This window comes from Neisseria sp. P0008.S010 (assembly GCF_051962715.1).
In the GTDB taxonomy this organism is placed as follows: domain Bacteria; phylum Pseudomonadota; class Gammaproteobacteria; order Burkholderiales; family Neisseriaceae; genus Neisseria; species Neisseria elongata.
The window spans coordinates 1-20987 of the sequence record NZ_JBQCVA010000026.1; the positions used below are offsets into that span (position 1 = coordinate 1).

The following is a 20987-nucleotide window of genomic DNA, read 5'->3' on the forward strand; positions in this document are numbered from 1 at the left end:
CGGTTCGGGTTAAGGGTAAATCTGATTGCAGGACTGATTAATGCGATGGGATGAATATTTTCGCAAGAGGTCTACTAGATTAGCTGAGACCTTTGCAAAAAAGCCCTTCCCCCGACAGCCGAAACCCAAACACAGGTTTTCGGCTGTCGGGGGAAGGGCTTTTTTGCAAAGGTCTCTAGCTCTAAATTTCATACCATTTCCGCAGGATTTTAAGCTGTTAGGACGATGTGCCAAAGTTAAACTGAAATTTGCATTCTTTCAAGAACAGCGGGAAAGATTTGCGGTCAATGCCGTTTTATTTGCGTAGTACACGCTTCGCTTGGTTCCAAAAGTTCTCATTCCATTGATATGGTTTTGCTTTTCGGCAAAGCGTGTGCTTGTGGTTGATGCGCAAGAGGCTAAGCTAATTGACATCCGGTACATCATAGCTTGTATAACAATCTTTATAAATGATTACGTCATGATTTGCCTACTCAAGAATAATAGGCGGTAGGACTAAGGCAGTTGTTTGCGTATTGGGTACAGCAACGGCATAAACCTTACTGTTGCACTTTAAAAATCTGAATACGGCGGCATTTTCTGACGCACCATGCCCCGTCTGTCTTTATGCTGCCTGCCAAAGTAGCTTTCGTCTGCCTCTACTCCACTGTCAAATATTTCCAAATGCGGGCTGCTGCGAAATATAAGCAGCGGTATTCTTGTTGACGATGACCAATTGGGCTGCCTTTCCGGCAGTGACGCCTGCAACGAATAGTTTGATAAGCTTATTTTGCTTGTACTGACTTAGGCGGCTTCTTCTTAAATAGAGATTATTCCAGCTTGAATTGAATTTCTCTAGTTATAACAAGATAGTCCCTAATTTTTACGGCGCGCAAACCATTTCAGACGGCCTCTTCCACCCTACCCTGCCTTCAAACGGTATAAAAACGTTGTTTCCCGATTTCGGGCAAATGCCAGCGGGTCGTAGGCAGAAACGGCTTTACCGTGCTGCGGGCGGATGTGCAGCGTTTCAATCAGGCTCAGTCCAGCCGTCTGAAAACAGCGCGGCAGGAAATCCGCGGCGCGCAATCCCAAATGTTCGGCCAAATCCGACATAATCAGCCAAACTTCGCCGCCGCCGTTCAAATGACTGCGTGCGCCGTTCAGGAAACCGCGCAGCATGGCATGGTCGGGATCATACAGCGCGGTTTCCACGGCCGACGTGGGTTTCGCAGGCAGCCAGGGCGGATTGCAGACGATCAGGTCGGCACATCCTTCCGGAAACAGGTCGGCGGCCTCGATGCCGATTTGCCGCTGCAAGCCGAGGCGGCGGATGTTGTCTCCGGCACAACTCAGGGCGCGCGGGTTGTTGTCGGTAGCGGTAATCTGCCGCAGGCCGCGTTTGGCCAACAATGCGGCCAGCACGCCCGAACCCGTGCCTATATCGAAGGCCGTCTGAAAAGACGGCGGCAGTTCCGCCCGCATCAGCAGGTCGAGATACTCGCCGCGCAAAGGGGAAAAGACGCCGAAAGGCACATGTATCCGCCCGCCCAGTACGGGAATGTCCACGCCTTTTTTATGCCACTCGTGCGCGCCGACGAATCCGAGCAATTGGTTGAGCGGCAACAGGAAAGGCGTGTCGTTTTCTTCCCCGTACACATCGGCCAGCGCGGCACGGACATCGGGCGCGCGCGGCAGTTCGAGCCGGAAACCGGCAGCGATTTCCACCGCCAGCATATTGACCGTGCGGCTCTGCTGCGCCTGCCGCATCCGGTGTCGGTGGAAGCGTTCCGCAGGAGTCAGGTCGTTTTTTTCAGACGGCCTTTTGGCCCGCAGGCGTTTTTTCAGTGCGGCCAAGACTTGCTTGGCATTGTGAAAATCGCCGCGCCAAATGACGGCCGTATCCTGCCGCGCTTGATCGAGGATGGCGGCGGCTCCGGCATCATGCAGGCTGACGGCTTGTTTCGGCGGCTTCTGCGTACTCTCGTTGCGCCATTCGGCTAGGCCGCAGTCGGTGGTTATTTGTGGGTACACGTTCGGAATCCTGAGAGGTGTGGAAAGGCCGTCTGAAAGCGGCCAAACGGCTTTTCAGACGGCCTCGTTGTATGAAACGGCATTCGGCACGGGCAATCAGCGATTTTTCAAACCCAGCACGTCCTGCATATCGAACAAGCCGGCCTTGCCCGCCGCCCATACCGCCGCACGCACCGCGCCGGAAGCGAAAGTCATGCGGCTGCTGGCTTTGTGGGTGATTTCTACGCGCTCGCCCTCTGCGGCAAACAATGCGGTATGGTCGCCGACTATGTCGCCGCCGCGAACGGTGGCAAAACCTATGGTTTGCGGGTCGCGTTCGCCGGTGTGGCCTTCGCGGTCGTATACCGCGCACTCTTTCAAATCACGGCCAAGCGCATCGGCAATCACTTCACCCATCCTTAAAGCCGTACCGCTGGGGGCATCGACTTTGTGGCGGTGGTGGGCTTCGATGATTTCGATGTCGTAGCCTTCGTTCAATACGCGGGCGACGGTGTCGAGGATGTGGAAGGTCAGGTTTACGCCGACACTGAAATTGGCGGCGAACACCACGCCGATTTTTTCCGCCGCCGCTTTGATGGCGGCTTTGCCCGCATCGTCAAAACCCGTCGTGCCGATGACGATGTTTTTACCTGCTTCCACGCATTTTTGCAGGTGTTTGAGCGTCGGCTCGGGGCGGGTAAAGTCGATTAACACGTCGCTGGCGGCCAAAACTTTGTCCACATCGTCGGAAATCGATACGCCGGTTTTCAAACCCAGCGCATAGCCTGCATCCAAACCCAAGGCTTCCGAACCGGCATGTTCCAGCGCGCCGCTCAATACCGCATCGGGATGGTTGTTTACGGCCTCGACCAATACGCGGCCCATGCGACCGTTCGCACCGGCAATGGCAATTTTCAATTTATCCATTTCGTTTTATTCCGTAGCCGCAGATTGCTGTTGGCGGGCATATTCGAGCGCGTTGCCCTCTGCCTTGACCAGGCGGTCGTTTTCAAACCAAACGGTCAGGTTGCGCGTTTCAGCTTGATTGACCACGCCGTTGCGGCTGATTTCGTAGGTGTAGTCCCAGCGGTCGCTGTGGAAAGGATCGCGCAGCAGCGGCGTACCCAGCAGCAATTGGACCTGATCGCGGCTCATGCCCTGCTGCAACGAAGAAACGGCGCGTGCATCGAGCTGGTTGCCCTGAATCACTTTCAGTTTGTAGGAAGGAAAATTAGAAATGCGCTCGGCCGAACAGGCGGAAAGCCCGATAACGGCGGCGGAAAGCAGAATGGGAAGTCTGTTCACGGACGATACCTTTTCCGAGTGTGGGGGATAATGTTGTACAGTATGCCACAACAAAGACTCCATTTAGAAATCTTTATCATCTTTGTGTGTGCAAAACTACAAAATATGCGTATTATAGCGATAATTGGATAACTACGGTATGGAAAGACCATGGATCATAATGTAGCTCAACTCAGGCACAACGGCCTGAAAGTAACCGGCCCGCGTTTGAAAATCCTCGATTTGTTCGAGCGGTATCCCGATCAGCACATGAGCGCGGAAGACGTTTACCGCCTCCTGCTGGAGCACGAAATCGAAATCGGCGTTGCCACCATCTACCGCGTTTTAACCCAATTCGAACAGGCAGGCATCCTGCTGCGCCACCATTTCGAAACCGGCAAAGCCGTTTACGAACTGAATACCGGCGGCCACCACGACCACATCGTCTGCGTCAAATGCGGCGACGTAACCGAATTCCACAGCGAAGAAATCGAAAAACTGCAAGATAAAATCGCCGAAGAAAACGGCTACCGCATCGTGGATCACGCCCTGTATATGTACGGCATTTGCGGCCCTTGCCAGAAAAAGGAAAAACGCTGATTATTCCGAACGGCCAAACCGAAAACGGAATCAGCAGACAAAAGCCGGAATCTTCCGGCTTTTTCTTTTACCCGCCACCCTTAAATATTTACCCGACACAGAGGCCGTCTGAAAACCCTGAAAATGGTTTTCAGACGGCCTCTTCGCCCTCCCCTTCAAACAACAGCAAGGCCTCCACGCCGTTTTCACGGTTGGCGAGCACCAGGCGGCCGTGGTGCAGGCGCATGATTTCGGTGGTGAAGCTCAAGCCCAGCCCGCTGCTGCGGCTGCCGTCGGCGCGGGGGAGCGAGTAGAAGCGTTGGGGAATTTTGGCCAGCGCGTAATCGGGAACGGGGCTGCCTTGGTTGTAAACCGCCAGTTCGGTGCGGTTTCGGCTGCGGGTGAGGCTGAGGCGGATTTCGCTGCCGGTTTCGGCAAAGTCGATGGCGTTGTAAAGCAGGTTGTCGATGGCTTGGCGCAACAGCAACGGGTCGCCTTGAACGGCGTGGGGTAGGCAGTTGAGGGCGATGTGCAGTTGTTTGGTTTGCAGGGCGGCGCGGCTTTCTTGGGCGGCTTGGACGGCTAGATTGGCCAAATCGACGGTTTGCGTGCTTTGCAGGCTGTCGCGGTTTTCCAGACGGGCCAGTTCGAGCAGACGGGCGATGAGTTGCTTTTGTTTTTGGGTATTGCGGCGGATGCGGTCGAGCAGCTGCTGTTGGTCGGGACTGAGTGGACTGTCTTGCAGCAGTTCGAGGGCAGCCTGCTGGGCGGTGAGCGGGGTTTTGAGTTCGTGGGTAAGGCCTAAGACATAATTTTCAATGTGTTGGCGGTGGTCGAGCTCATCGCGCAGGTAGGCCACGGCATTGACGAGGCGGTAGAGGTAGCTGTCGCCGAATTGGGGTTGCGGAGCGGGGCGATTGGCGGCCATCGCTTCGGCATAACGGCGGATGCGGCTGATGCTGCGGGCAAGCCACCAGGCAAGCGCGCCGAGCACGAGCAGGCTGGCAGTGAGCAGGGGTAAGACGTGCTGCTTGGCATAGACCAGCGACCAGGCGGTAAGCAGGAGCAGGATGCCGAGCAAAACGAAGAACAGACGGATGCTGAGGTGTTTGAAATATTTGAACATGGGTTGGCTGAATGGATAGGGTTGCGCGGCCTGATATTAAGCCGGTCGGTGTTTCAATTTCGTTGCGGTTTTGCTTTCAGGTAGCCTGACAAAGCGTGTGTGATTAAGTCGGGCTGGTTTTCGCGCTTGGAGGCCGTCTGAAAAGGCGGTTAGCGATAACTGATGACTATCCCCGTACTGCCGTCTTTATTGTGGTAATACGCGCCCACATCGCCCCAGGCAAATCTGCGGCATTTGCCTGCTGCCGATGTTTCAATGGCGCAAGGGGCATCGCCCAGCTGCTTATCCAGCCATCGATCAAATTGTTTTCTGCGTTGCAATTCGCGCTCCTCCGACCATGCTGCCCAGCTGTTGTCCTCGCCTATCGGGCAGAAGAATATGGATAAGCGCTCCAGCCGTTGCTGCTCGAACTGGGCGGTAAGGGTGTATTGTTCGGACTGTTTGGTAAATGACAAACCGAAAAATGTTATTCCCGCTTGCAGATGATTCGGGCTGGATTTTGGGAAGCATGCAATCCAGTCATCAAGCGTGGTGCGCGCGCTAATCATGTTACCGTCCGGCAGGATGACGCTGCCGTTTTCAGGATTTATCTTCATCGGTTTGAATTTCCAAATATAGTTTTCAGACGGCCTGAAAGCAAGCGGTGGGCGGGCAACGGATACCCGTCCTTGAGCCTGCCTAGTTTTCAGGTAGCCTCAATGGGGTGCAAGCATGCAGGCGGGAGTGCCTGCCCTACTTTTGCCCAAATGCCTGCACCGCCGCCCAAACGATTTCAGGCTGTTCTTTAATGGCTTCGTGCGCGGCAAACGGCACATTCATCAAATGCACTTCGGGCAATTCGGTTTTCAATGCCGCCCAATCGTCAAAGGCGAGCAGGAAATCGGCTTCGCCACGTATCGCCAACACGGGGGTTTGGATTTGGCGGATGTTTTCGTTGGGATAACCGCTTTCGCCCTCGTCCAGCCACATGGTTTTCAATGCCGCTGCCCATTTTTCCGCATCAGGCTCGGGGTTGGCTGCCTGATAGGCGGCGAGCTGTTCGGGCAAGTTTTCTTTTACGAAGTCGAGATTGATTGTTTCAAACATGGGTCGCACGCCGTCCAAGTGCTTTTTGTGCCATTCCGCGCCCACGGTGATGATTTTCTCGATATTTTTGTCTGCCGTGCCCAAGCGGTAGGCGGTCGTGCCGCCATCGCTAAACCCGAATAGGCTGTATTTTTCCACGCCTTCATGCCGCAGGATTTGGCGCGCATCTTCGGCGGCTTGGGCATAGGTCAGCGCGGCTATGCCGAGCGTGGAGCGTCCGTGTCCGCGCGTATCTATCGCAATCACGCGGTAGTGTTGCTGCAAACGCGGCAACAGCGGGGCAAAGTCGGCAATCGAACCGAAACCGCCGTGCAGCAGCACGATAACGGGAGCAGTTTCCTTGCCGCCTGTTTGATAGTGCAGCGTCGCGCCTTGATGTTTGATGAATTTGGACTGCATGGAAGTTTCCTTGTCTGGCTTGTTGAAAGAATGGCGGCTGCCGTTGCCCGGCCTATCGCAGGCGGAAACCGCCAATATTGCCGCGGCTAGTTTGAGTAGGTTTCTGCGTGAAAGATTCATGGCTTTCAGGTAGCCTTTTCAGATTTCGAGGTCGTCTGAAAAAGCAAACGCGGCGGCTGTTTCAAGCAGGTTTGCGGAAGGTAATGCAGTAAAAGCGGTTGCTCCACAGCAGCCGCGTTTTCTTTTCCTGTACGGTTTCGGGAATGCAGTTTTCGATTTGTGTCAGGTCGAAATCGGAGTCTTGGAAGTAGTTACGCGTGAATAGACTTTTTTTGTATTGTTGCTGGATAAAGTCGGTGGTTTCGTCTGCGATCATGATTTTGGTGCCGGGCTTGGCAACGCGCAGCATTTCGTTGACGGCTTTTTGTTTGTCGCTGAAAAAATTGATGCCGCCCACATGGAATACGACGTCGAACATATTGTCGGCAAAGGGTAAATCTTCGGCGTTGCAGTGTACCAAGTCCAAGCCTGCCGCTTTTTTCTGCCACACATCGCGGCAGCGTGCCAACATGCCGAGCGACAGGTCGGCGCCGGTCAAATCCAGCGCGGAGAGGTTGATGTCGGCGGGCAGGTGGTTTAAATCGGTACCAGTGCCGATGGAGACATAGAGCGCGGTGCAATCCTGCCGCCATTCCAGTTCGCCCATCAGGCTGCGCCGCGTTTCGTTGATGCTGTTGCCGTATCTGAGGCGTGCTATCCAGCGTTCGCCGAAGTCGTACCAACGGGCAAAGCGGTTGTACATTTTCATGTATTTGGCGTTGTTGCCCGTTACGTTGTCGGAATCGAGGCACAGCAGGATGCCGTCTTGCTCGGGCGGAAGCGGGTTTTGCAGGGCGGGTTTGAGTTTTTGGATGAGCTTGGCGGAAGGCATAGTGCTTCTCCTGTGGATGGTTGCGACAGCTTGAAAGGCCGTCTGAAAACCGTGCTTCAGGTTTCGTTAAAACTATACCCCAGTCCGTGATGGGTGCGGATGGGTTCGTCGGCGATGCCGGCTGCGCGCAGTTTGTGGCGCAGGGCGCGGATGTGGGTGTTGATGGTGTGGGGGTCGGAGGGGCGGTTGCCGCCGAACATGGCGGTGAGCAGTTCTTCGCGGCTGAACACGCGGCCGGGGCGGTGAAGCAGGGTGCGCAGCAGGCGGTATTCGCCCTGCGTGAGCGGCAGTTCGCGACCTTGGTGGCGGATGCAGCAGGCGGGCGCGTCGTCGTGCCATACTGGTACGGATTCGACTTCGGCGGCGGGCTGTGTTTGTGTGCGCCGCAGCACGGCTTTTACGCGGGCGACGAGTTCGCGCGGACTGAAGGGTTTGCCGATGTAGTCGTCTGCGCCGAGTTCGAGGCCGAGGATGCGGTCGGTTTCTTCGTCTTGGGCGGTGAGCATGATGACGGGCTGGGGGTGTTGCGGGCGCAGGGTTTTGAGCAGTTCGAAGCCGTCGGTGTCTGGCAGGCCGACGTCGAGCAGGAGCAGGTCGAAGTGTTCGCGCGCGAGCAGTTGCCGTGCCTGCTCTGCGGTGGGGGCGATGCGTGCGGTGAGATGGGCGCGGGCGAGGGAGAGTTCGACCAGTTCGGCGATTTCGCGTTCGTCTTCGATGATGAGGATATGCGGGTTCATGGGATAGGAAATTAACAAGCCGTCAATGCAAGGCGGCAAGCCGTAGCGAAAATAAAGTTCATCCGTTCATTGTACGCAAGAGTGGCAGGCTGCACATCATTTTCAGGCTGCAATCTTCATAAAATCTTCACAACTGCCCCACAGGAAATTGACGGCGTCTCGGCATACTGGACGCTGTCGGCAAACGGAAGTCCGTAGCCCAAAACCTTTCTATGGAGCAGAAAATGACGAAAAAATTATGGAGCGTAATCGGCCTGTGTATCGCCTTTGCAGTGGTATTGCTGTGGATTTACGGACTGGCCGAACAGCGGAGCGAATACCAGTCCAGCATACTGCTGGGGGCGGAGGGCTACCACATGGTCGTCCGCAGTGTGAAATACGGCATGGTGCTGGTGGTGTTGGTGTTTTCTTCGTTCTTTTTGAGCGAAATCCTGCAGGAATGGCGTATCCATCCGGTGCAGTATCTGCTGGTAGGCGCGGCGTTGTCGATTTTCTACCTGCTGTTGCTCTCGCTGGCGGAACATATCGGCTTTACTGCCGCTTATGCCATCGGTGCGGCGGCGTGTATCGGCTTGCTGTTTTGGTATCTGCGCTTCGTGCTGGCCACCACGCGCGGGGTACATATGATGACGGCACTGCTCGTTGCGGCCTACGGTACGATGTTTGTATTGATAAAAATGCAGCAATACAACCTGCTGGCCGGCTCTTGTCTGCTGTTTGCAGCGCTGTTCGCGGTGATGTATTACACACGGGAAATTGATTGGTATGCGCTGAGTGACGAAAAATCAGACAATCACACTAATGTGATTGAAGAAAGGATGGCTGCACGTCAAAATCATGACATGCAATAAGGCTGTATAAAGGGGAGGCCGTCTGAAAACTGTTTTTCAGACGGCCTCCCCTTCTTTCTTACCTAACATCCGCTTTCAACCATGCCTGACGCGAACAGGCAAATAACAGCAGGCAGCCGGCAACGGTGGAACACAGCATCAGGGAAACCATCACATACACCGTACCATTATGCAGCAACGTCGCCAGCCAACCCATGCCTGCACCAATCAGCGACGTAACCGCCATCAGCAAAGCATTCGCGCTGCCTCCGACTTCCCTAAAATAAGACATAAAGCAGGCCTGCGTGTTTGCCGTAACCAAACCCTGGGTGCCGACCGAAACCATCAGGCACAGCACCAGCAAAGGTAACGGCGGCAGCCCGCCGCAAGCCCACACCAACAACAATGCCGCCGAATTTGCAGCCAATTGAATAGCCAAACCCCACAACAAAATATCCTCTGCGTTGCTGCCGCTTTTCAACCGCCAGGCCGTAATACGGTTAAACGCCATCATCGTTACAATATTGCTGCCGAACACCAATGCATAAATAAACGGCGTCAAACCATACAGCTTCATGTAAACAAACGAAGATTCGGTTAAGAAAACAAACATCGAACCGAAACTGAACGCCTGAAAAAACATAAAGCCCAAAGCGGGCACGGTTTGCAATACACGACGGTAACGCCGCAGCATATCGCCGAAAAAATGCCGGTCAAGCCGCCCGTTTGCCTCCGATTTCGGCAAAAAACGCCACATCAATGCAAATACGGCCAAAGAATACAACAATAAAAAAACAAAAATCGGCCGCCATCCGCCGATACGCTGCAATCCTGACCCCAACATAGGCGCGGCCAACGGTGCAGACATCATCACGATGCCGATTAGCGCAAACATCTGCGCCGCCTGCCTGCCTTCGTAAAAATCGCGCACCACCGCCCCGGCCATCACTGCCGCCATCCCGCCGCCGAAAGCCTGCAGCAACCGCAACACAACCAACTGCTCCATGGTTTGAAGCAAGGCCAAGGCCAGCGAAGCGGCGGCATACAGTCCCAAACCGCCCAAAGCCACCGTACGCCTGCCTTTCACATCCGACACCGCACCGCCCAGCAGCTGGCCGAACGCCACACCGAACATAAAACTGCTCAGGCTTTTCTCAATCAACTTTACCGGCACCTGCAAATCGTCGGACAACGATAAAATCGCTGGCAAATAAGCATCGACGGATAAAGGCATAATTGCCGTCATCGTTGCCAGCAAAAAGGCCATCTGTTTATTACTTAAAGGAATTTTCCTATCCATTCACTGTTCCGCACATACAGCCGCACACAGCGGCAAAACAGTGGAATTATAACACCCTCACCACCCCATACCCGATGTCCCGCAGGCCTGTCTCACACCCTTTTCAGACGGCCTACCCGATCACTGTTGTATTTTGCACTGTTTTCCGTAAAAAACCGCCTTTTCCCGTTTATTGCTTGACTACATTGCTTAACAAAGGTAAAAAGACAGTTAAGCCCGACTGGGGCAAATACTCTAAAATAATAAGACAACGTCTTACTGTTTACTGTAAACCCGTCCGGCTTGGTTTGATCAATTTTTTAGATATGGAAAGTAGTATTTATGGCAACCGGTACTGTTAAATGGTTTAACGATGCAAAAGGCTTTGGTTTTATCACTCCCGATGAAGGCGGCGATGATTTGTTCGCACATTTCTCCGCCATCAATATGGAAGGCTTTAAAACCCTGAAAGAAGGCCAAAAAGTTTCTTTTGATGTTACCAGCGGCCCCAAAGGCCTTCAGGCTGCAAACATCCAGGCGGCTTAAGCATCCAAACTAACCGGTTTGTCCGGTTTTGACAGCATGGCGGGTTTCAGACCTGCCATTTTTTCTATCCGTCGATTCACATAACAGGGGAAAATATGTCCGACTATCAACAAGCCCAGCAACAACTGACCGAAATGATTGATTACCTCCGCACCCACCAATCCACAGATTGCGCGGCTGCCGAACGCGAAGACGATGACTTGGTACGGCTCAGCCTACAACAACGGATTCTGACGCCGAACGACTCAACCACCATCGAACGGATTGATCAATACTACAAAAAATTCTTTGCCGACAAACAGGCGTAGGGCTCTTTCCAATTCCAAATATTGCCGGATACCCGACGGCTACCGCAAGGCGGTATACATCGCCAAACGGCAAAAGTGATACGGTAAGGTCCATTGGCAAACGACTGTTGTAAAGGCATCATCACACTCCAAAAAAGCCATCACAAGGCTGTCCATTGCAGTCAAAGGCCGTCTGAAAGTATAGCTTTAACGTGGTTAAAACTATTTTTCAGACGGCCTTTTCAGGATTGAACCTCAGACAGGCGTGTTATTTGCCTTCCTCGCGTGCTTTGCGCGCTTCCAGCCATTGTTCCAGATAATGGATGCTGACGCCGCCGTCGGAGAAGCCTGGATCGCGGAACAGGTCGCGGTGCAGGTCGGCATTGGTTTTGATACCGGTAATGGCCAGCTCAGCCATCGCAACGCGCATTTTTGCCATTGCCTGTTCGCGGGTTTTGCCGTGTACGCAGATTTTGCCGATCAGGCTGTCGTAGTTTGGCGGGATGCGGTAGCCCTGATAAATGTGGCTGTCCACGCGGATGCCGAAGCCGCCGGGCAGGTGGCAGCTTTCAATCAGGCCGGGGCTGGGGATGAAGTTGTACGGGTCTTCGGCGTTGATGCGGCATTCGAAGGCATGGCCTTCCAAAACAATGTCTTTCTGCTTGTATTGCAATTTCTCGCCTGCCGCCACGCGCAGTTGTTCCTGAACGATGTCCACACCGGAAATCAGTTCGGTAACGGGGTGCTCGACCTGTACGCGGGTATTCATTTCGATAAAGAAAAATTCGCCGTCTTCATACAGGAATTCGAACGTTCCCGCACCGCGGTAGCCGATGCGTTTGCAGGCTTCGACGCAGGCTTTGCCGATTTTCTCGCGCTCTCTGGCGGTGATGCCGGGCGCGGGGGCTTCTTCGATGACTTTTTGGTGGCGGCGCTGCATGGAGCAGTCGCGCTCGCCCAAGTAGATGGCGTTGCCGTGTTCGTCGGCCAGCACTTGGATTTCGACGTGGCGCGGCCGTTGCAGGTAGCGTTCCATGTAAACCATGGGGTTGCCGAATGCGGCACCGGCTTCGGCTTTGGTCATTTCCACCGATTTGATTAGGTCTTCTTCTCTTTCCACCACGCGCATACCGCGTCCGCCGCCGCCGCCCGATGCTTTGATTATGACGGGGTAGCCGACTTTGGCGGCGGTTTTGATGATGGTTTCGGGGTCGTCGGGCAGTGCGCCGTCCGAACCGGGCACGCAGGGCACGCCCGCTTCCTGCATGGCTTGTTTGGCGGACACTTTGTCGCCCATCAGGCGGATGGTGTCGGCGCGCGGGCCGATGAAGATGAAGCCGGATTGTTCGACTTGTTCGGCAAAATTGGCATTTTCGGCCAGAAAGCCGTAGCCGGGGTGGATGGCGTCCGCACCGGTTACTTCGGCGGCGGCGATGATGGCCGGGATGTACAGGTAACTTTGGGGCGAGGGCGCGGGGCCGATGCAGACGGATTCGTCGGCCAATTTGACGTGCAGGCTGTCTTTGTCGGCTTCGGAATGGACGGCAACGGTGGCAATGCCCATTTCGCGGCAGGCGCGCAGGACGCGGAGTGCGATTTCCCCACGGTTGGCGATTAATACTTTTTTCAACATGATTAACCTCTCGGTTTGGTTTTCAGACGGCCTTCGGTCAGACTTGTCGGTTGTTCAGCGCGTTGCGTATTTTTTGGTCGGTTTTGTATTGGCTCAGGGCGTATACCGACCAGATGGCGGCGGGCAGCCAGCCGATAAGCGTGAGTTGCAGTATCAGGCAGATGATGCCGGCGATGGGGCGGCCGATGGTGAAGAATTGCAGCCAGGGCAGCAACAGGGCGATGAGCAGGCGCATAAGGCATCCTTTGTCCGACGAGGGACGGTCAAGCTTTCAGACGGCCTTTCCGAGGTGCGGAAGGCCGTCTGAAAGGGTTATTCGATGATGAACAGGGGTTCGCCGTATTCGACCGGTGTTCCGTTTTCTACCAGGATTTCTTTGATGACGCCGGATTTCTCGGCTTCGATTTCGTTCATCAGTTTCATGGCTTCGATGATGCATAGGGTGTCGCCGGCTTTGACGGTTTGGCCGACTTCGACAAACGCGGGGCTGCTCGGGCTGGCGGCACGGTAGAAGGTGCCGACCATGGGCGATTTTTGTGCGGCGGAGAGGTCTCGTGCGGCAGGAGCGGCTGCCGGGACTGCCGCAGGAGCAGGCGCGGCGGCAGGTGCCGGTGCGGCGGGTGCGGCCGCTACGGGGGCGGGCGCGTAGACGGTTTGCGCCACGGTGGAGCGGGTGATGCGAACTTTTTCCTCGCCTTCGGTTACTTCGATTTCGGCAATGCCGGATTCTTCAACCAAATCAATCAGCTTTTTCAGTTTGCGTAAGTCCATTTCGGTTTCCTTGCAAAGGTTGTACATCCGCGTTTGACGGCGGCTGCGTAAGGTATGGGGCGGCGCGGTCCGGGCGGTTTGCCCGATGGTGGAACGGAATGGTCCCGCAGGCCGGAAACAAACGCGTATTTTTACTAAGATGGTGTTAAAAGTCCAGCAAAATGTGAGAAAAATACGCTTTTTGCGGTTAAACAGGCCGTTTGGCCAGAAGACGGGGTGGATTCTGAAATGTTTTTAAGCGGTTATGCGGGCGGATAAACGGCGGGTATGGAGAGGCCGTCCGAAAGATGTTTTCAGACGGCCTCATGAAGGCTTGGTATGGGGTTTATCCGGCAATCGCTGCGTATTGTTCTGCGCCGAGCAGGGAGTCGTAGTCGGCGGGGTAGTCGGGTTTGATTTTGAAGAACCAGCCTTGTCCGTACGGATCGCTGTTGGCCGTTTCGGGTGCCGAGGCGAGGTTTTCGTTTATGGCGGTGATTTCTCCGGCGAGCGGGGCGTAAATATCGGAGGCGGCTTTAACCGATTCGACTACGCCGACCCGGTCTTTTGCCGCCAGTTTGGTGCCGATTTCGGGCAGTTCGACAAAGACGATGTCGCCCAGCAGTTCTTGGGCGTGGAAGGTGATGCCGACGGTCATTGTGCCGTCTTCTTCTTTGCGCAGCCATTCGTGGCTGTCGGCATATTTGAGTTCGGCGGGGATATTGCTCATGGTTTGTCCTCTTTGATCGGGTAAGGGTTTGTTCGGGGGCGGAAGCATAGCAGGCTTGCAGTACTTTTGGAATATACGGTGGTTTTACGTTTGATAGTGCCGTTTAACTTTGTTCTGCGGCATAATTTGCTATACGGCAATCCGCCGTTTTGCAGGAGGCTGAGATGAAAAGGTTGATTTTATCCGCCCTGTTGCTGGTGTCGGCAAGCGGGTGGGCGCAACAGGACATTTCGCGTGCTTTTGAACGCGGGGTGGTAACGACGGAGCGTCCGCAGCAGCGGGATATTTATATTTACACGTATGACGACCTTTATCCGCCGCCGCCTCCGCCGCGTTCGTATTTTTATTATGAAGGCGGCAGGAACGGTGTGTCGGTGCGGATTGGGGATGCGGACGACCGGGGGTATGCACCGCCGCCGCGCGTTTATCGGAATTATCCGCCGCCGCGCGGTTATTATCGCGAAGAAGGCCGAGGCGGCGGTAATCCGGGACGCTTTAGCGGCAGTTCCGTCCGTTTCGACGGCGGTGCGGCCAATCGGTAGTCGGGATTTGGGTCGTCTGCCGTTTGATGGCGGGCCGCAGGATGCGGAAAGGCCGTCTGAAAACCTGTTTGTTTGGTTTTCAGACGGCCTTTTGCTGTTTTTTAGAACGGTTTGTATGTCGCGAGCCAGTAAATGATGCCGACGATGCCCATCGACAGCAGGTAAAACAGCCAAGCTTGCGTGCTGCGGGGCTTGGATTTCAGTGCCTTCATGCCGACGAGGACGTAGGCAACCACTAAAAGCAGTTTCACGCCCAGCCAGTTGGCGTTGCCGAAGGGTGTCCAGTGGGCAATGGTCATAATCCACAGGCCGGTGAACAGCAGCGTGGTGTCGTTGAGGTGCGGCAGCACTTTCAATACGCCCGGCAGCGGTTTTTCGGGTTTTGCAAACAGCATCCAGTAGCGCAGGTTGAATAATAAAACGGTCATGGCGACAAAAAACAAGTGGCCTTTTTTTGCCCAGATGTAAATCATGGTCGGTTTTCCTTATCTATCGGTTCGGTTTTCGGATACGTTTTTCTATGGCCAGCAGTTGCGGCGGATGGTTGCGCTGGTTGGTAAAGCGGTAGTGCAGGACTTGATATTGTTCCTGCGGCAGCGCGGCCGCCCATTGTTCGATGGCGGCGGCTTCGGCGCGTCCGGCCGGGTGGCCGCTGTAAACGACGGCGGTCAGCAGTCCGCCTTCGGCCAGCAGTGCGGCGGCGGCCTGCATGGCGCGCACGCTGCTGTCGGCTTTTGTGGTAACGGTTTTGTCGCCGCCGGGCAGGTAGCCGAAGTTGAACATGGCGGCATCCAGCGGTTCGCGGACGTAATCGGCCAAATCGGCATGGCTGGCGGCAATCAGTTCCACTCGTCCTTCAACGCCGTTTTCGCGCAACAGTCCGGCGGTGTTGGACAGGGCTTGCGCTTGGATGTCGAACGCCCAAACTTTTCTGTTCCCGCCTGCCAGTTGCGCCAAGAACAGGGTGTCGCGGCCGTTTCCGGCTGTGCCGTCCAAGGCGCGGCCGCCGTTTTTCAGACGGCCTTCGATGAGTTGCCGGGCAAAGGCAAGGGCGGGCAGCAGGGGCATATTCGGTTTTCCGGTTGCAGATTTCCGCTGTTTGTCCGGCCGGTGCGGCGGACGGCCGAGTCAAAAGCGCGGGCAGTATAAAGTGAAGTGGGACGGTTGCCAACCATGCGGAAGGAAAGCCGCCACGGCGGGCGGTTTTTATTTGTGGTTACGCGTTCAACTTCAAATCGCCGTCTTTAATCCAACCGATGCGGCGCATAGGGATGGCGATCAGCCAAGTCAAAAGCGCGGGCAGCACGAAATGCAGCAGGCCGATGGCCAGCCACACCGAAGGCGCGCCGCCCATCGCGTCCAACGTGCCGACCTGTCCGACCAGGCCGCTCGTGCCCATGCCCGCGCCCGAGGGGATATTCTGCATTTGGAATACCAGCGTCGCCAGCGGGCCCAAAATGGCGGAGGCGATAATCGGTGGCAGCCAGACCTTCGGATTTTTCACGATATTGGGCATTTGCAGCATACTGGTGCCCAAGCCCTGGCTCAACAGCCCCGACCAGCGGTTGTCGCGAAAACTCATGACCGCAAAGCCGACCATTTGGGCGCAGCAGCCGACTGTGGCCGCACCAGCCGCCAAGCCGTTGAGCGACAGGGTAATCGCCACCGCCGCGCTGGAAACCGGCAGCGTCAGCAAAATACCCATGATGACCGACACCAAAATACCCATCAAAAACGGCTGCAAATCCACCGCCCACATAATCAACGCGCCGATTTCGGTCATAGCCGTCTGAATCGCGGGGCCGACGAATTGGGCGGCGGCCAAACCCGCAATCAGAGTGGCGGCAGGCGTGGCGACAATATCCACGGGCGTGGATTTATAAACCAGCTTGCCAAACTCCGCCCCGACGGCGGCGGCGATAAAGCAGCCGACCGGCCCGCCCAAAGCCGCACCCGCAGTGCCTGTGGCAACGCTGGCAAACAACACCAGCGGCGGTGCTTTCAGCGCGTAGGCCACGCCCACGCCTATGGCCGCACCCATCGCCCCCTGCGCCTGTTTGCCAACTTCCATCAGCCAAGGCCAGTCTAGCCAGCCGCCGACGGTTTTTAAAATCAGGCCGATAATCAGCGACGAGAACAGCCCCAGGGCCATAAAGTTCAGCGCGTCTATGCCGTAGCGGCGCAGGCTGAATTCGATGTTGCGCGAGACAAGGAAGGTACGGAATGCCATGTTTTTTCTCCTGTGTGATGTGTGAGGCGGTTGTTTGTGCCGTATTTGAATGCGACGGGTATGCCTGATATGTTTTCAGACGGCCTCCGGATGGGGAGGCCGTCTGAAAAAGTAAGGGGCGGCGGGTTGGTTGAGGCCGGTATGCCCCGGTTTCCCGCCAAGGCTTTCAGACGGCCTACATGCCCAGTTCGTTCAAGAAGCGGATGTCGTCCGCCCAGCCGGATTTTACTTTGACCCAAACTTGTAAAAATACTTTGCAGTCGAACAGTTTTTCCATATCGAGGCGGGCTTCGGTGGAGATTTTTTTCAGTTTTTCGCCGCCTTTGCCGATGACGATGGGTTTTTGGTTTTCTTTGTCTACCAAAACGGCGATGTAGATGCGCAGAATGCCGTTTTCTTCTTTGAACTGTTCGACTTCCACGTTCATGGCATAAGGCAGTTCTTCCCCCAGATAGCGGAACAGTTTTTCACGCACGATTTCCATGGCGAGGAAGCGGCTGGATTTGTCCGTAACCATGTCTTCGGGATACATGGGGACACTCTCGGGCAGGTAGGTTTTGAGCAGCTCGAGCAGGTTGGCGATGCGCAGCCCGTGTTTCGCACTGACGGCTTCGGCAGCGGCAAAGTCGAATTCGCGCCGTACGTCGTCGATAAAGGCTTGCAGGGCGTATTTGTCTTTTGCTTTGTCTTTGTCGATTTTATTGACCGCCAGAATCACGGGGGTGTGTTTGGGCAGTTGTTTGATGACGGTGCGGTCGGCTTCGGTGAGGCGCATGGCTTCGACGACGAAGACGACGGCATCTACGCCCGTCAAGGCTTCGGTAACGTTTTGGTTGAGGCGGTCGTTCAGCGCGTTGCGGTGGTCGGTTTGGAAGCCGGGGGTATCGACGAAGACGAATTGGGCGGTGTCGTCGGTGTAGATGCCGGTTACTTTGTGGCGCGTGGTTTGTGCTTTTTTGCTGGTGATGCTGATTTTTTGCCCGATGAGGTGGTTCATCAGGGTGGATTTGCCGACGTTGGGGCGGCCGACGATGGCGATGAAGCCGCAGCGGTAGCCGTTTGGGACGGGGTATTCGGGACAAGGGGTGTCGGTGTAGGTCATTGGTTTTCCTTTTTGCAAGTGTGAGGCCGTCTGAAAGCGGGCGGTATTAGGGAAGGGTGTTTTCACTCCGTTTCTGTTTCGCTTTCAGACGGCCCGGCGTATCCGTTGTCCGGCATTTGCCATACTGTTTCGATACATTGCTTTAACAGTTGCAGGCCGGGGTTTTGCGCGTATTCGTCGGCATGGATGAAGTGCAGCGGAAGGGTTTGGCGGTATTCTTCGATGACGGCGACGGGCCTGCCCGCATTGATTGCCGCCGCTGCTTTGCTTTCCGGCACCATGGCGATGCCCAGGCCGTCGGCCACGAGGTCGATGATGGTCTGCGGGTAGTCGCACAGGATTTGGCGTTTCGGCGCGAGGCGGTTGGCACGCCAGAATTGTTGCAGGTGTCGGTTGCTGCTCGCCGCGCCGGACATTTCGATCCAAATGTGGTTTTCCAGGCTTTGGGGTATGCCTTGGCGGATGGCGTCGCGTTCGGCTTTGGGGCAAATCAGCGAATAATGGATATTTTCCAAGAAAATGCTGCGGATGCCCATTTGTTTGGAGGTGCCGAGGAAAAAGCCGCCGTGCAGTTTGTGTTCCTGAATCCTGTCTGCGATTTCGCCGCTCATGCCGTATTGGATGTGCAGACGGGTTTTCGGTTCGCGTTGGCTGACGAGGGTGGTGAGGCGGGTAACTTTGGCCGAGTCCACGGGGTGAATCAGGCCGAGGCGGATTTCTTCTGTGTGGTTGGCGGCCAGCGTTTTGGCAAAGTGTTCCAGCCGGTGTTTGTGTTGCAGCAGGGATTCGGCCTCGGGCAGGAAGATTTCGCCTGCGCGGGTCAGGCTCATGCCGTTGCTGTTGCGGACAAACAGCGGTGTGCCCAGTTCGTTTTCGATGGCTTTGATTTGTGCCGAAACGGCGGGTTGGGATAAAAACAGCCGTTCGGAAGCTTGGGTCAGGTTGCCCTGGTGCGCCACGGTAACGAAGGCTTTGAGTTGGTTCAGTTCCATGTTTTTCTCTTTTGCAGGTGTCGGGTCTGTCATGACGCGGTTGTTCTTTTCGGCTGCGGTTTTAACATAAACACGGGGCAAAGAGAAGGAAAAGTTAAATTTTGTCAGGATGGTGTGCAGGCCGTCTGAAAGGGTTGCGGCAGGGTGCGCAGAAGTGTTGTTTTTTTTTGGGGGGTAAAACAAACAGGCCGTCTGAAAATGTTTTCAGACGGCCTGTTGGGTTTGTGCGGCTTATTTGCAGCTGACGCCGGCAATTTTGCCGTCGTTCAGTTTGATGTTGCATTGTGTGCCGCTGCTGCCGGAGATGGTTACGCCGTCGGCGGATTTTCTGATGGACAGGGGTTCTTTCACGCCCATGGAAACGGCGGTGGCTGCCAGGTTTTCGGTCAGTTGTTCGGACAGTCCGGCAGAGTTTTCCTGTATTTTGATGTCTTTCGCCATGGCGGCGGGTGCGGCAACTGCAGCGGCAAGGGCCAGCAGAACTGCGATTTTTTTGTTCATGGTTATGTTTCCTAAAATGCGCCTGAGGTGTCCAGGCCGGTGCAGGGTAAAGTAATTTTCTGCGTGGGGCAAGGATTTAACGTGTTTTTATATAACGGGTAATTTTGTTCCGATTTGCAAAAATACGGTTGCGGATGCGGATGGCGGTGTTTTTGCGGTTGTGGTGTTTGGATGGTTGTTCTCATGGAGGAAGGCCGTCTGAAAACGTGATGTCGGTTTTCAGACGGCCTTATGCCGTTTGCGGATATCTATCGCGGTTTCCGCGAATGGCGGGTTTTACGCCTGTATCCGATGGTTTTTAGCTTTCCTTAGCGCAGCTCGGTATGCAGGCGGTTCAGCCATTCTTTGCTTTCCGGGCCGGTGTAGAGGCTGCCGTCCCTGTTGAGGATGCGCAGTCTTGCGCCTTCTTTGACCGGTTCAAGGAAGGCGACTAATTCGGGCTGCTGGGTGGGTGCGGCGGCTTTTTTGCCGAACAGTCGGCCGACGAGTCCGGGTTTCTTCTCTCGGACTGCGGCACCTTCGGCTTGTGCAGGCTGCACGAGGAAGGCGTGTTTCTCGGTATTTTGGCCGATAACGGTCAGGCCGATCCGGTCGAGTGCCAGTGCGGTACGCCGCCAGTTACGCGAGTAGTCGCCGGAGAGCAGCAGGCTGCCGTTTTCCAGTTTGGCCAGGTTGGAAGCCTGTTTGGCGGCGGCAGTGTCGCCGAGCTCGGACTGGATTTGTTTTTCGTCCGCGCCCAGGTATTGCATGAAGCGTGCCAAAAAGGCGGCTTCCAGGTTCGGATCGTTCGGGCGCGGCTGCCACATGGTGCGTTCTTCGCTGCGGTCGGTATAGGTTTCGCTCATGCCTTTGTGGGCGAAGAAGATGTCTGTGCCGCCGTTTTTGGCTTGTTCGATGCGGATGATGAATTTGTCGCGCTCGCTGGTGGAGTAAACGCCGCCCAAGCCGATTTTTTCGAGCAGGCTGCGGAGGCCGCCGCCGGAGAGTTTGGCACGGTTTTCAGCCCAGTCGGTTTCCATTTGGCCGATGGCGGGTTCTTCGCTTGCAATGGTAAAGCCGCTTTCCTGCCAGAAGGTTTTCAGCAGCGGCCAGAGTTCGGTGGGTTTTTTGCCGGATACGGTCAGCCAGCGTTGGCTGCCGTCCCGTTCCATTTTGACGCCGCTCACGCCTGCGAGGACGGTCTGGCCGCCTGCATGTTGGTTGATTGCGCGGTTGCGGTTGATGTCGCTTGCGCGGACGGCACCGCTGCCGGCGGGCAGTTGGTAAAGGCTGTTTTGCCCGGGGTTGGTCAGGTCGGGCGGGACTTCGAGGTTCACGACTTTGCGGTTTTGCGATTGATAGTCGAGTTTGGGTTGTTCTTTTTTGCTGCCCGAACATGCGGCCAGGCTGAGGAGGGAAAGGGCCAAAATGGCGGGTTTGATTGGATTCATA

General features: G+C 55.5%; 25 protein-coding genes and 1 pseudogene. 5 read left to right on the forward strand and 21 right to left on the reverse strand.

Translation table 11 applies throughout. From position 1 onward, the window contains the following. Window positions 1-217 precede the first annotated feature (217 nt). From ACTHSL_RS07765 to ACTHSL_RS07780, 4 genes and pseudogenes are all read right to left on the reverse strand, one after another. Window positions 218-760: pseudogene (locus ACTHSL_RS07765) on the reverse strand (IS1595 family transposase). A 140-nt stretch (window positions 761-900) separates the two neighbouring features. Continuing rightward, on the reverse strand, window positions 901-2013 hold the full coding sequence (locus ACTHSL_RS07770; protein WP_440380971.1) for a methyltransferase: 1113 nt from the start codon (window positions 2011-2013) through the stop codon (window positions 901-903). 96 nt (window positions 2014-2109) lie between these two features. Continuing rightward, window positions 2110-2919 (reverse strand): 4-hydroxy-tetrahydrodipicolinate reductase, encoded by an 810-nt coding sequence (gene dapB / locus ACTHSL_RS07775; RefSeq protein WP_440380972.1) that lies wholly within the window; start codon window positions 2917-2919, stop codon window positions 2110-2112. A 6-nt stretch (window positions 2920-2925) separates the two neighbouring features. Further along, window positions 2926-3297 (reverse strand): outer membrane protein assembly factor BamE, encoded by a 372-nt coding sequence (locus tag ACTHSL_RS07780; RefSeq protein ID WP_440380973.1) that lies wholly within the window; start codon window positions 3295-3297, stop codon window positions 2926-2928. A gap of 150 nt (window positions 3298-3447) precedes the next feature. Between ACTHSL_RS07780 and fur the strand changes: the two genes are divergently transcribed. Next, window positions 3448-3876 carry a ferric iron uptake transcriptional regulator gene (fur, locus tag ACTHSL_RS07785; protein WP_049251584.1) on the forward strand — a complete coding sequence of 143 codons (429 nt, stop codon included), beginning with the start codon at window positions 3448-3450 and terminating at the stop codon, window positions 3874-3876. A gap of 130 nt (window positions 3877-4006) precedes the next feature. Here the strand turns inward: fur and ACTHSL_RS07790 are convergent, their stop codons facing one another. The 5 genes from ACTHSL_RS07790 to ACTHSL_RS07810 all read right to left on the reverse strand — a co-directional run bounded on the left by ACTHSL_RS07790 (window position 4007) and on the right by ACTHSL_RS07810 (window position 8134). Then, window positions 4007-4981 (reverse strand): histidine kinase dimerization/phospho-acceptor domain-containing protein, encoded by a 975-nt coding sequence (locus tag ACTHSL_RS07790; RefSeq protein ID WP_440380974.1) that lies wholly within the window; start codon window positions 4979-4981, stop codon window positions 4007-4009. Between the two features lie 149 nt (window positions 4982-5130). Further along, the gene (locus tag ACTHSL_RS07795; RefSeq protein WP_204812031.1) at window positions 5131-5577 is read right to left on the reverse strand and encodes a hypothetical protein; all 447 of its coding nucleotides are present in this window, start codon (window positions 5575-5577) and stop codon (window positions 5131-5133) included. Window positions 5578-5713: 136 nt separating this feature from the next. Beyond that, window positions 5714-6466: an alpha/beta fold hydrolase gene (locus ACTHSL_RS07800; RefSeq protein WP_440380975.1), complete on the reverse strand. Its 753-nt coding sequence runs from the start codon at window positions 6464-6466 to the stop codon at window positions 5714-5716. 181 nt (window positions 6467-6647) lie between these two features. Beyond that, window positions 6648-7397: a class I SAM-dependent methyltransferase gene (locus tag ACTHSL_RS07805; protein ID WP_440380976.1), complete on the reverse strand. Its 750-nt coding sequence runs from the start codon at window positions 7395-7397 to the stop codon at window positions 6648-6650. 56 nt (window positions 7398-7453) lie between these two features. Continuing rightward, window positions 7454-8134 (reverse strand): response regulator, encoded by a 681-nt coding sequence (locus ACTHSL_RS07810; protein WP_440380977.1) that lies wholly within the window; start codon window positions 8132-8134, stop codon window positions 7454-7456. Window positions 8135-8358: 224 nt separating this feature from the next. Here ACTHSL_RS07810 and ACTHSL_RS07815 point away from each other — a divergent pair, with 224 nt between their 5' ends. Next, window positions 8359-8985 carry an inner membrane CreD family protein gene (locus ACTHSL_RS07815; RefSeq protein WP_049251864.1) on the forward strand — a complete coding sequence of 209 codons (627 nt, stop codon included), beginning with the start codon at window positions 8359-8361 and terminating at the stop codon, window positions 8983-8985. A gap of 58 nt (window positions 8986-9043) precedes the next feature. Here ACTHSL_RS07815 and ACTHSL_RS07820 read toward each other — a convergent pair whose 3' ends face one another. Further along, on the reverse strand, window positions 9044-10264 hold the full coding sequence (locus ACTHSL_RS07820; protein ID WP_440380978.1) for a multidrug effflux MFS transporter: 1221 nt from the start codon (window positions 10262-10264) through the stop codon (window positions 9044-9046). A gap of 321 nt (window positions 10265-10585) precedes the next feature. On the opposite strand from ACTHSL_RS07820, the gene ACTHSL_RS07825 reads away from it, so the two are divergent. Both ACTHSL_RS07825 and ACTHSL_RS07830 read left to right on the forward strand, forming a co-directional pair. After that, the gene (locus ACTHSL_RS07825; RefSeq protein ID WP_003770035.1) at window positions 10586-10789 is read left to right on the forward strand and encodes a cold-shock protein; all 204 of its coding nucleotides are present in this window, start codon (window positions 10586-10588) and stop codon (window positions 10787-10789) included. Between the two features lie 95 nt (window positions 10790-10884). Beyond that, a complete protein-coding gene (locus ACTHSL_RS07830; protein WP_003770036.1) occupies window positions 10885-11097 on the forward strand; it encodes a hypothetical protein in 213 nt (70 codons plus the stop codon). A 247-nt stretch (window positions 11098-11344) separates the two neighbouring features. Here the strand turns inward: ACTHSL_RS07830 and accC are convergent, their stop codons facing one another. The 4 genes from accC to gcvH form a co-directional block, all read right to left on the reverse strand. Next, complete coding sequence (gene accC, locus ACTHSL_RS07835; RefSeq protein ID WP_440380979.1) at window positions 11345-12709, reverse strand: acetyl-CoA carboxylase biotin carboxylase subunit; 1365 nt, start codon at window positions 12707-12709, stop codon at window positions 11345-11347. A 37-nt stretch (window positions 12710-12746) separates the two neighbouring features. Further along, complete coding sequence (locus ACTHSL_RS07840; RefSeq protein ID WP_040665591.1) at window positions 12747-12944, reverse strand: YqaE/Pmp3 family membrane protein; 198 nt, start codon at window positions 12942-12944, stop codon at window positions 12747-12749. A 77-nt stretch (window positions 12945-13021) separates the two neighbouring features. After that, window positions 13022-13480: an acetyl-CoA carboxylase biotin carboxyl carrier protein gene (accB, locus tag ACTHSL_RS07845; protein WP_440380980.1), complete on the reverse strand. Its 459-nt coding sequence runs from the start codon at window positions 13478-13480 to the stop codon at window positions 13022-13024. A 325-nt stretch (window positions 13481-13805) separates the two neighbouring features. Beyond that, entirely contained in the window at window positions 13806-14189 is a 384-nt protein-coding gene (gene gcvH / locus ACTHSL_RS07850) for a glycine cleavage system protein GcvH (RefSeq protein ID WP_440380981.1), read from the reverse strand. Window positions 14190-14353: 164 nt separating this feature from the next. Between gcvH and ACTHSL_RS07855 the strand changes: the two genes are divergently transcribed. After that, entirely contained in the window at window positions 14354-14731 is a 378-nt protein-coding gene (locus tag ACTHSL_RS07855) for a hypothetical protein (protein ID WP_440380982.1), read from the forward strand. 101 nt (window positions 14732-14832) lie between these two features. Here ACTHSL_RS07855 and ACTHSL_RS07860 read toward each other — a convergent pair whose 3' ends face one another. The 7 genes from ACTHSL_RS07860 to bamC form a co-directional block, all read right to left on the reverse strand. Next, complete coding sequence (locus ACTHSL_RS07860; protein WP_041961511.1) at window positions 14833-15204, reverse strand: SirB2 family protein; 372 nt, start codon at window positions 15202-15204, stop codon at window positions 14833-14835. 16 nt (window positions 15205-15220) lie between these two features. Further along, on the reverse strand, window positions 15221-15799 hold the full coding sequence (locus ACTHSL_RS07865; protein WP_440380983.1) for a class I SAM-dependent methyltransferase: 579 nt from the start codon (window positions 15797-15799) through the stop codon (window positions 15221-15223). Between the two features lie 148 nt (window positions 15800-15947). After that, the gene (locus ACTHSL_RS07870) at window positions 15948-16961 is read right to left on the reverse strand and encodes a PTS transporter subunit IIC (protein ID WP_440380984.1); all 1014 of its coding nucleotides are present in this window, start codon (window positions 16959-16961) and stop codon (window positions 15948-15950) included. Window positions 16962-17136: 175 nt separating this feature from the next. Then, window positions 17137-18063 (reverse strand): GTPase Era, encoded by a 927-nt coding sequence (era, locus tag ACTHSL_RS07875; RefSeq protein WP_440380985.1) that lies wholly within the window; start codon window positions 18061-18063, stop codon window positions 17137-17139. A 62-nt stretch (window positions 18064-18125) separates the two neighbouring features. Further along, a complete protein-coding gene (locus ACTHSL_RS07880; protein WP_440380986.1) occupies window positions 18126-19055 on the reverse strand; it encodes a LysR family transcriptional regulator in 930 nt (309 codons plus the stop codon). 231 nt (window positions 19056-19286) lie between these two features. Next, complete coding sequence (locus ACTHSL_RS07885; RefSeq protein ID WP_041961509.1) at window positions 19287-19556, reverse strand: hypothetical protein; 270 nt, start codon at window positions 19554-19556, stop codon at window positions 19287-19289. Between the two features lie 308 nt (window positions 19557-19864). Further along, window positions 19865-20986, reverse strand: coding sequence for an outer membrane protein assembly factor BamC (gene bamC / locus ACTHSL_RS07890; protein ID WP_440380987.1), 1122 nt, complete (start codon window positions 20984-20986; stop codon window positions 19865-19867). Window position 20987 lies beyond the last annotated feature (1 nt).

Excerpts from the sequence above, each read along its gene's own strand:
- ACTHSL_RS07800 (WP_440380975.1), bottom strand. The coding sequence starts at position 6,466 with ATGCAGTCCAAATTCATCAAACATCAAGGCGCGACGCTGCACTATCAA.
- ACTHSL_RS07885 (WP_041961509.1), bottom strand. The coding sequence starts at position 19,556 with ATGAACAAAAAAATCGCAGTTCTGCTGGCCCTTGCCGCTGCAGTTGCC.
- ACTHSL_RS07790 (WP_440380974.1), bottom strand. The coding sequence starts at position 4,981 with ATGTTCAAATATTTCAAACACCTCAGCATCCGTCTGTTCTTCGTTTTG.
- ACTHSL_RS07870 (WP_440380984.1), bottom strand. The coding sequence starts at position 16,961 with ATGGCATTCCGTACCTTCCTTGTCTCGCGCAACATCGAATTCAGCCTG.
- ACTHSL_RS07805 (WP_440380976.1), bottom strand. The coding sequence starts at position 7,397 with ATGCCTTCCGCCAAGCTCATCCAAAAACTCAAACCCGCCCTGCAAAAC.
- gcvH (WP_440380981.1), bottom strand. The coding sequence starts at position 14,189 with ATGAGCAATATCCCCGCCGAACTCAAATATGCCGACAGCCACGAATGG.
- ACTHSL_RS07820 (WP_440380978.1), bottom strand. The coding sequence starts at position 10,264 with ATGGATAGGAAAATTCCTTTAAGTAATAAACAGATGGCCTTTTTGCTG.
- dapB (WP_440380972.1), bottom strand. The coding sequence starts at position 2,919 with ATGGATAAATTGAAAATTGCCATTGCCGGTGCGAACGGTCGCATGGGC.
- ACTHSL_RS07795 (WP_204812031.1), bottom strand. The coding sequence starts at position 5,577 with ATGAAGATAAATCCTGAAAACGGCAGCGTCATCCTGCCGGACGGTAAC.
- bamC (WP_440380987.1), bottom strand. The coding sequence starts at position 20,986 with ATGAATCCAATCAAACCCGCCATTTTGGCCCTTTCCCTCCTCAGCCTG.
- ACTHSL_RS07830 (WP_003770036.1), top strand. The coding sequence starts at position 10,885 with ATGTCCGACTATCAACAAGCCCAGCAACAACTGACCGAAATGATTGAT.
- ACTHSL_RS07855 (WP_440380982.1), top strand. The coding sequence starts at position 14,354 with ATGAAAAGGTTGATTTTATCCGCCCTGTTGCTGGTGTCGGCAAGCGGG.
- era (WP_440380985.1), bottom strand. The coding sequence starts at position 18,063 with ATGACCTACACCGACACCCCTTGTCCCGAATACCCCGTCCCAAACGGC.
- ACTHSL_RS07860 (WP_041961511.1), bottom strand. The coding sequence starts at position 15,204 with ATGATTTACATCTGGGCAAAAAAAGGCCACTTGTTTTTTGTCGCCATG.
- ACTHSL_RS07825 (WP_003770035.1), top strand. The coding sequence starts at position 10,586 with ATGGCAACCGGTACTGTTAAATGGTTTAACGATGCAAAAGGCTTTGGT.
- ACTHSL_RS07810 (WP_440380977.1), bottom strand. The coding sequence starts at position 8,134 with ATGAACCCGCATATCCTCATCATCGAAGACGAACGCGAAATCGCCGAA.
- ACTHSL_RS07840 (WP_040665591.1), bottom strand. The coding sequence starts at position 12,944 with ATGCGCCTGCTCATCGCCCTGTTGCTGCCCTGGCTGCAATTCTTCACC.
- ACTHSL_RS07865 (WP_440380983.1), bottom strand. The coding sequence starts at position 15,799 with ATGCCCCTGCTGCCCGCCCTTGCCTTTGCCCGGCAACTCATCGAAGGC.
- ACTHSL_RS07815 (WP_049251864.1), top strand. The coding sequence starts at position 8,359 with ATGACGAAAAAATTATGGAGCGTAATCGGCCTGTGTATCGCCTTTGCA.
- accC (WP_440380979.1), bottom strand. The coding sequence starts at position 12,709 with ATGTTGAAAAAAGTATTAATCGCCAACCGTGGGGAAATCGCACTCCGC.
- fur (WP_049251584.1), top strand. The coding sequence starts at position 3,448 with ATGGATCATAATGTAGCTCAACTCAGGCACAACGGCCTGAAAGTAACC.
- ACTHSL_RS07880 (WP_440380986.1), bottom strand. The coding sequence starts at position 19,055 with ATGGAACTGAACCAACTCAAAGCCTTCGTTACCGTGGCGCACCAGGGC.
- accB (WP_440380980.1), bottom strand. The coding sequence starts at position 13,480 with ATGGACTTACGCAAACTGAAAAAGCTGATTGATTTGGTTGAAGAATCC.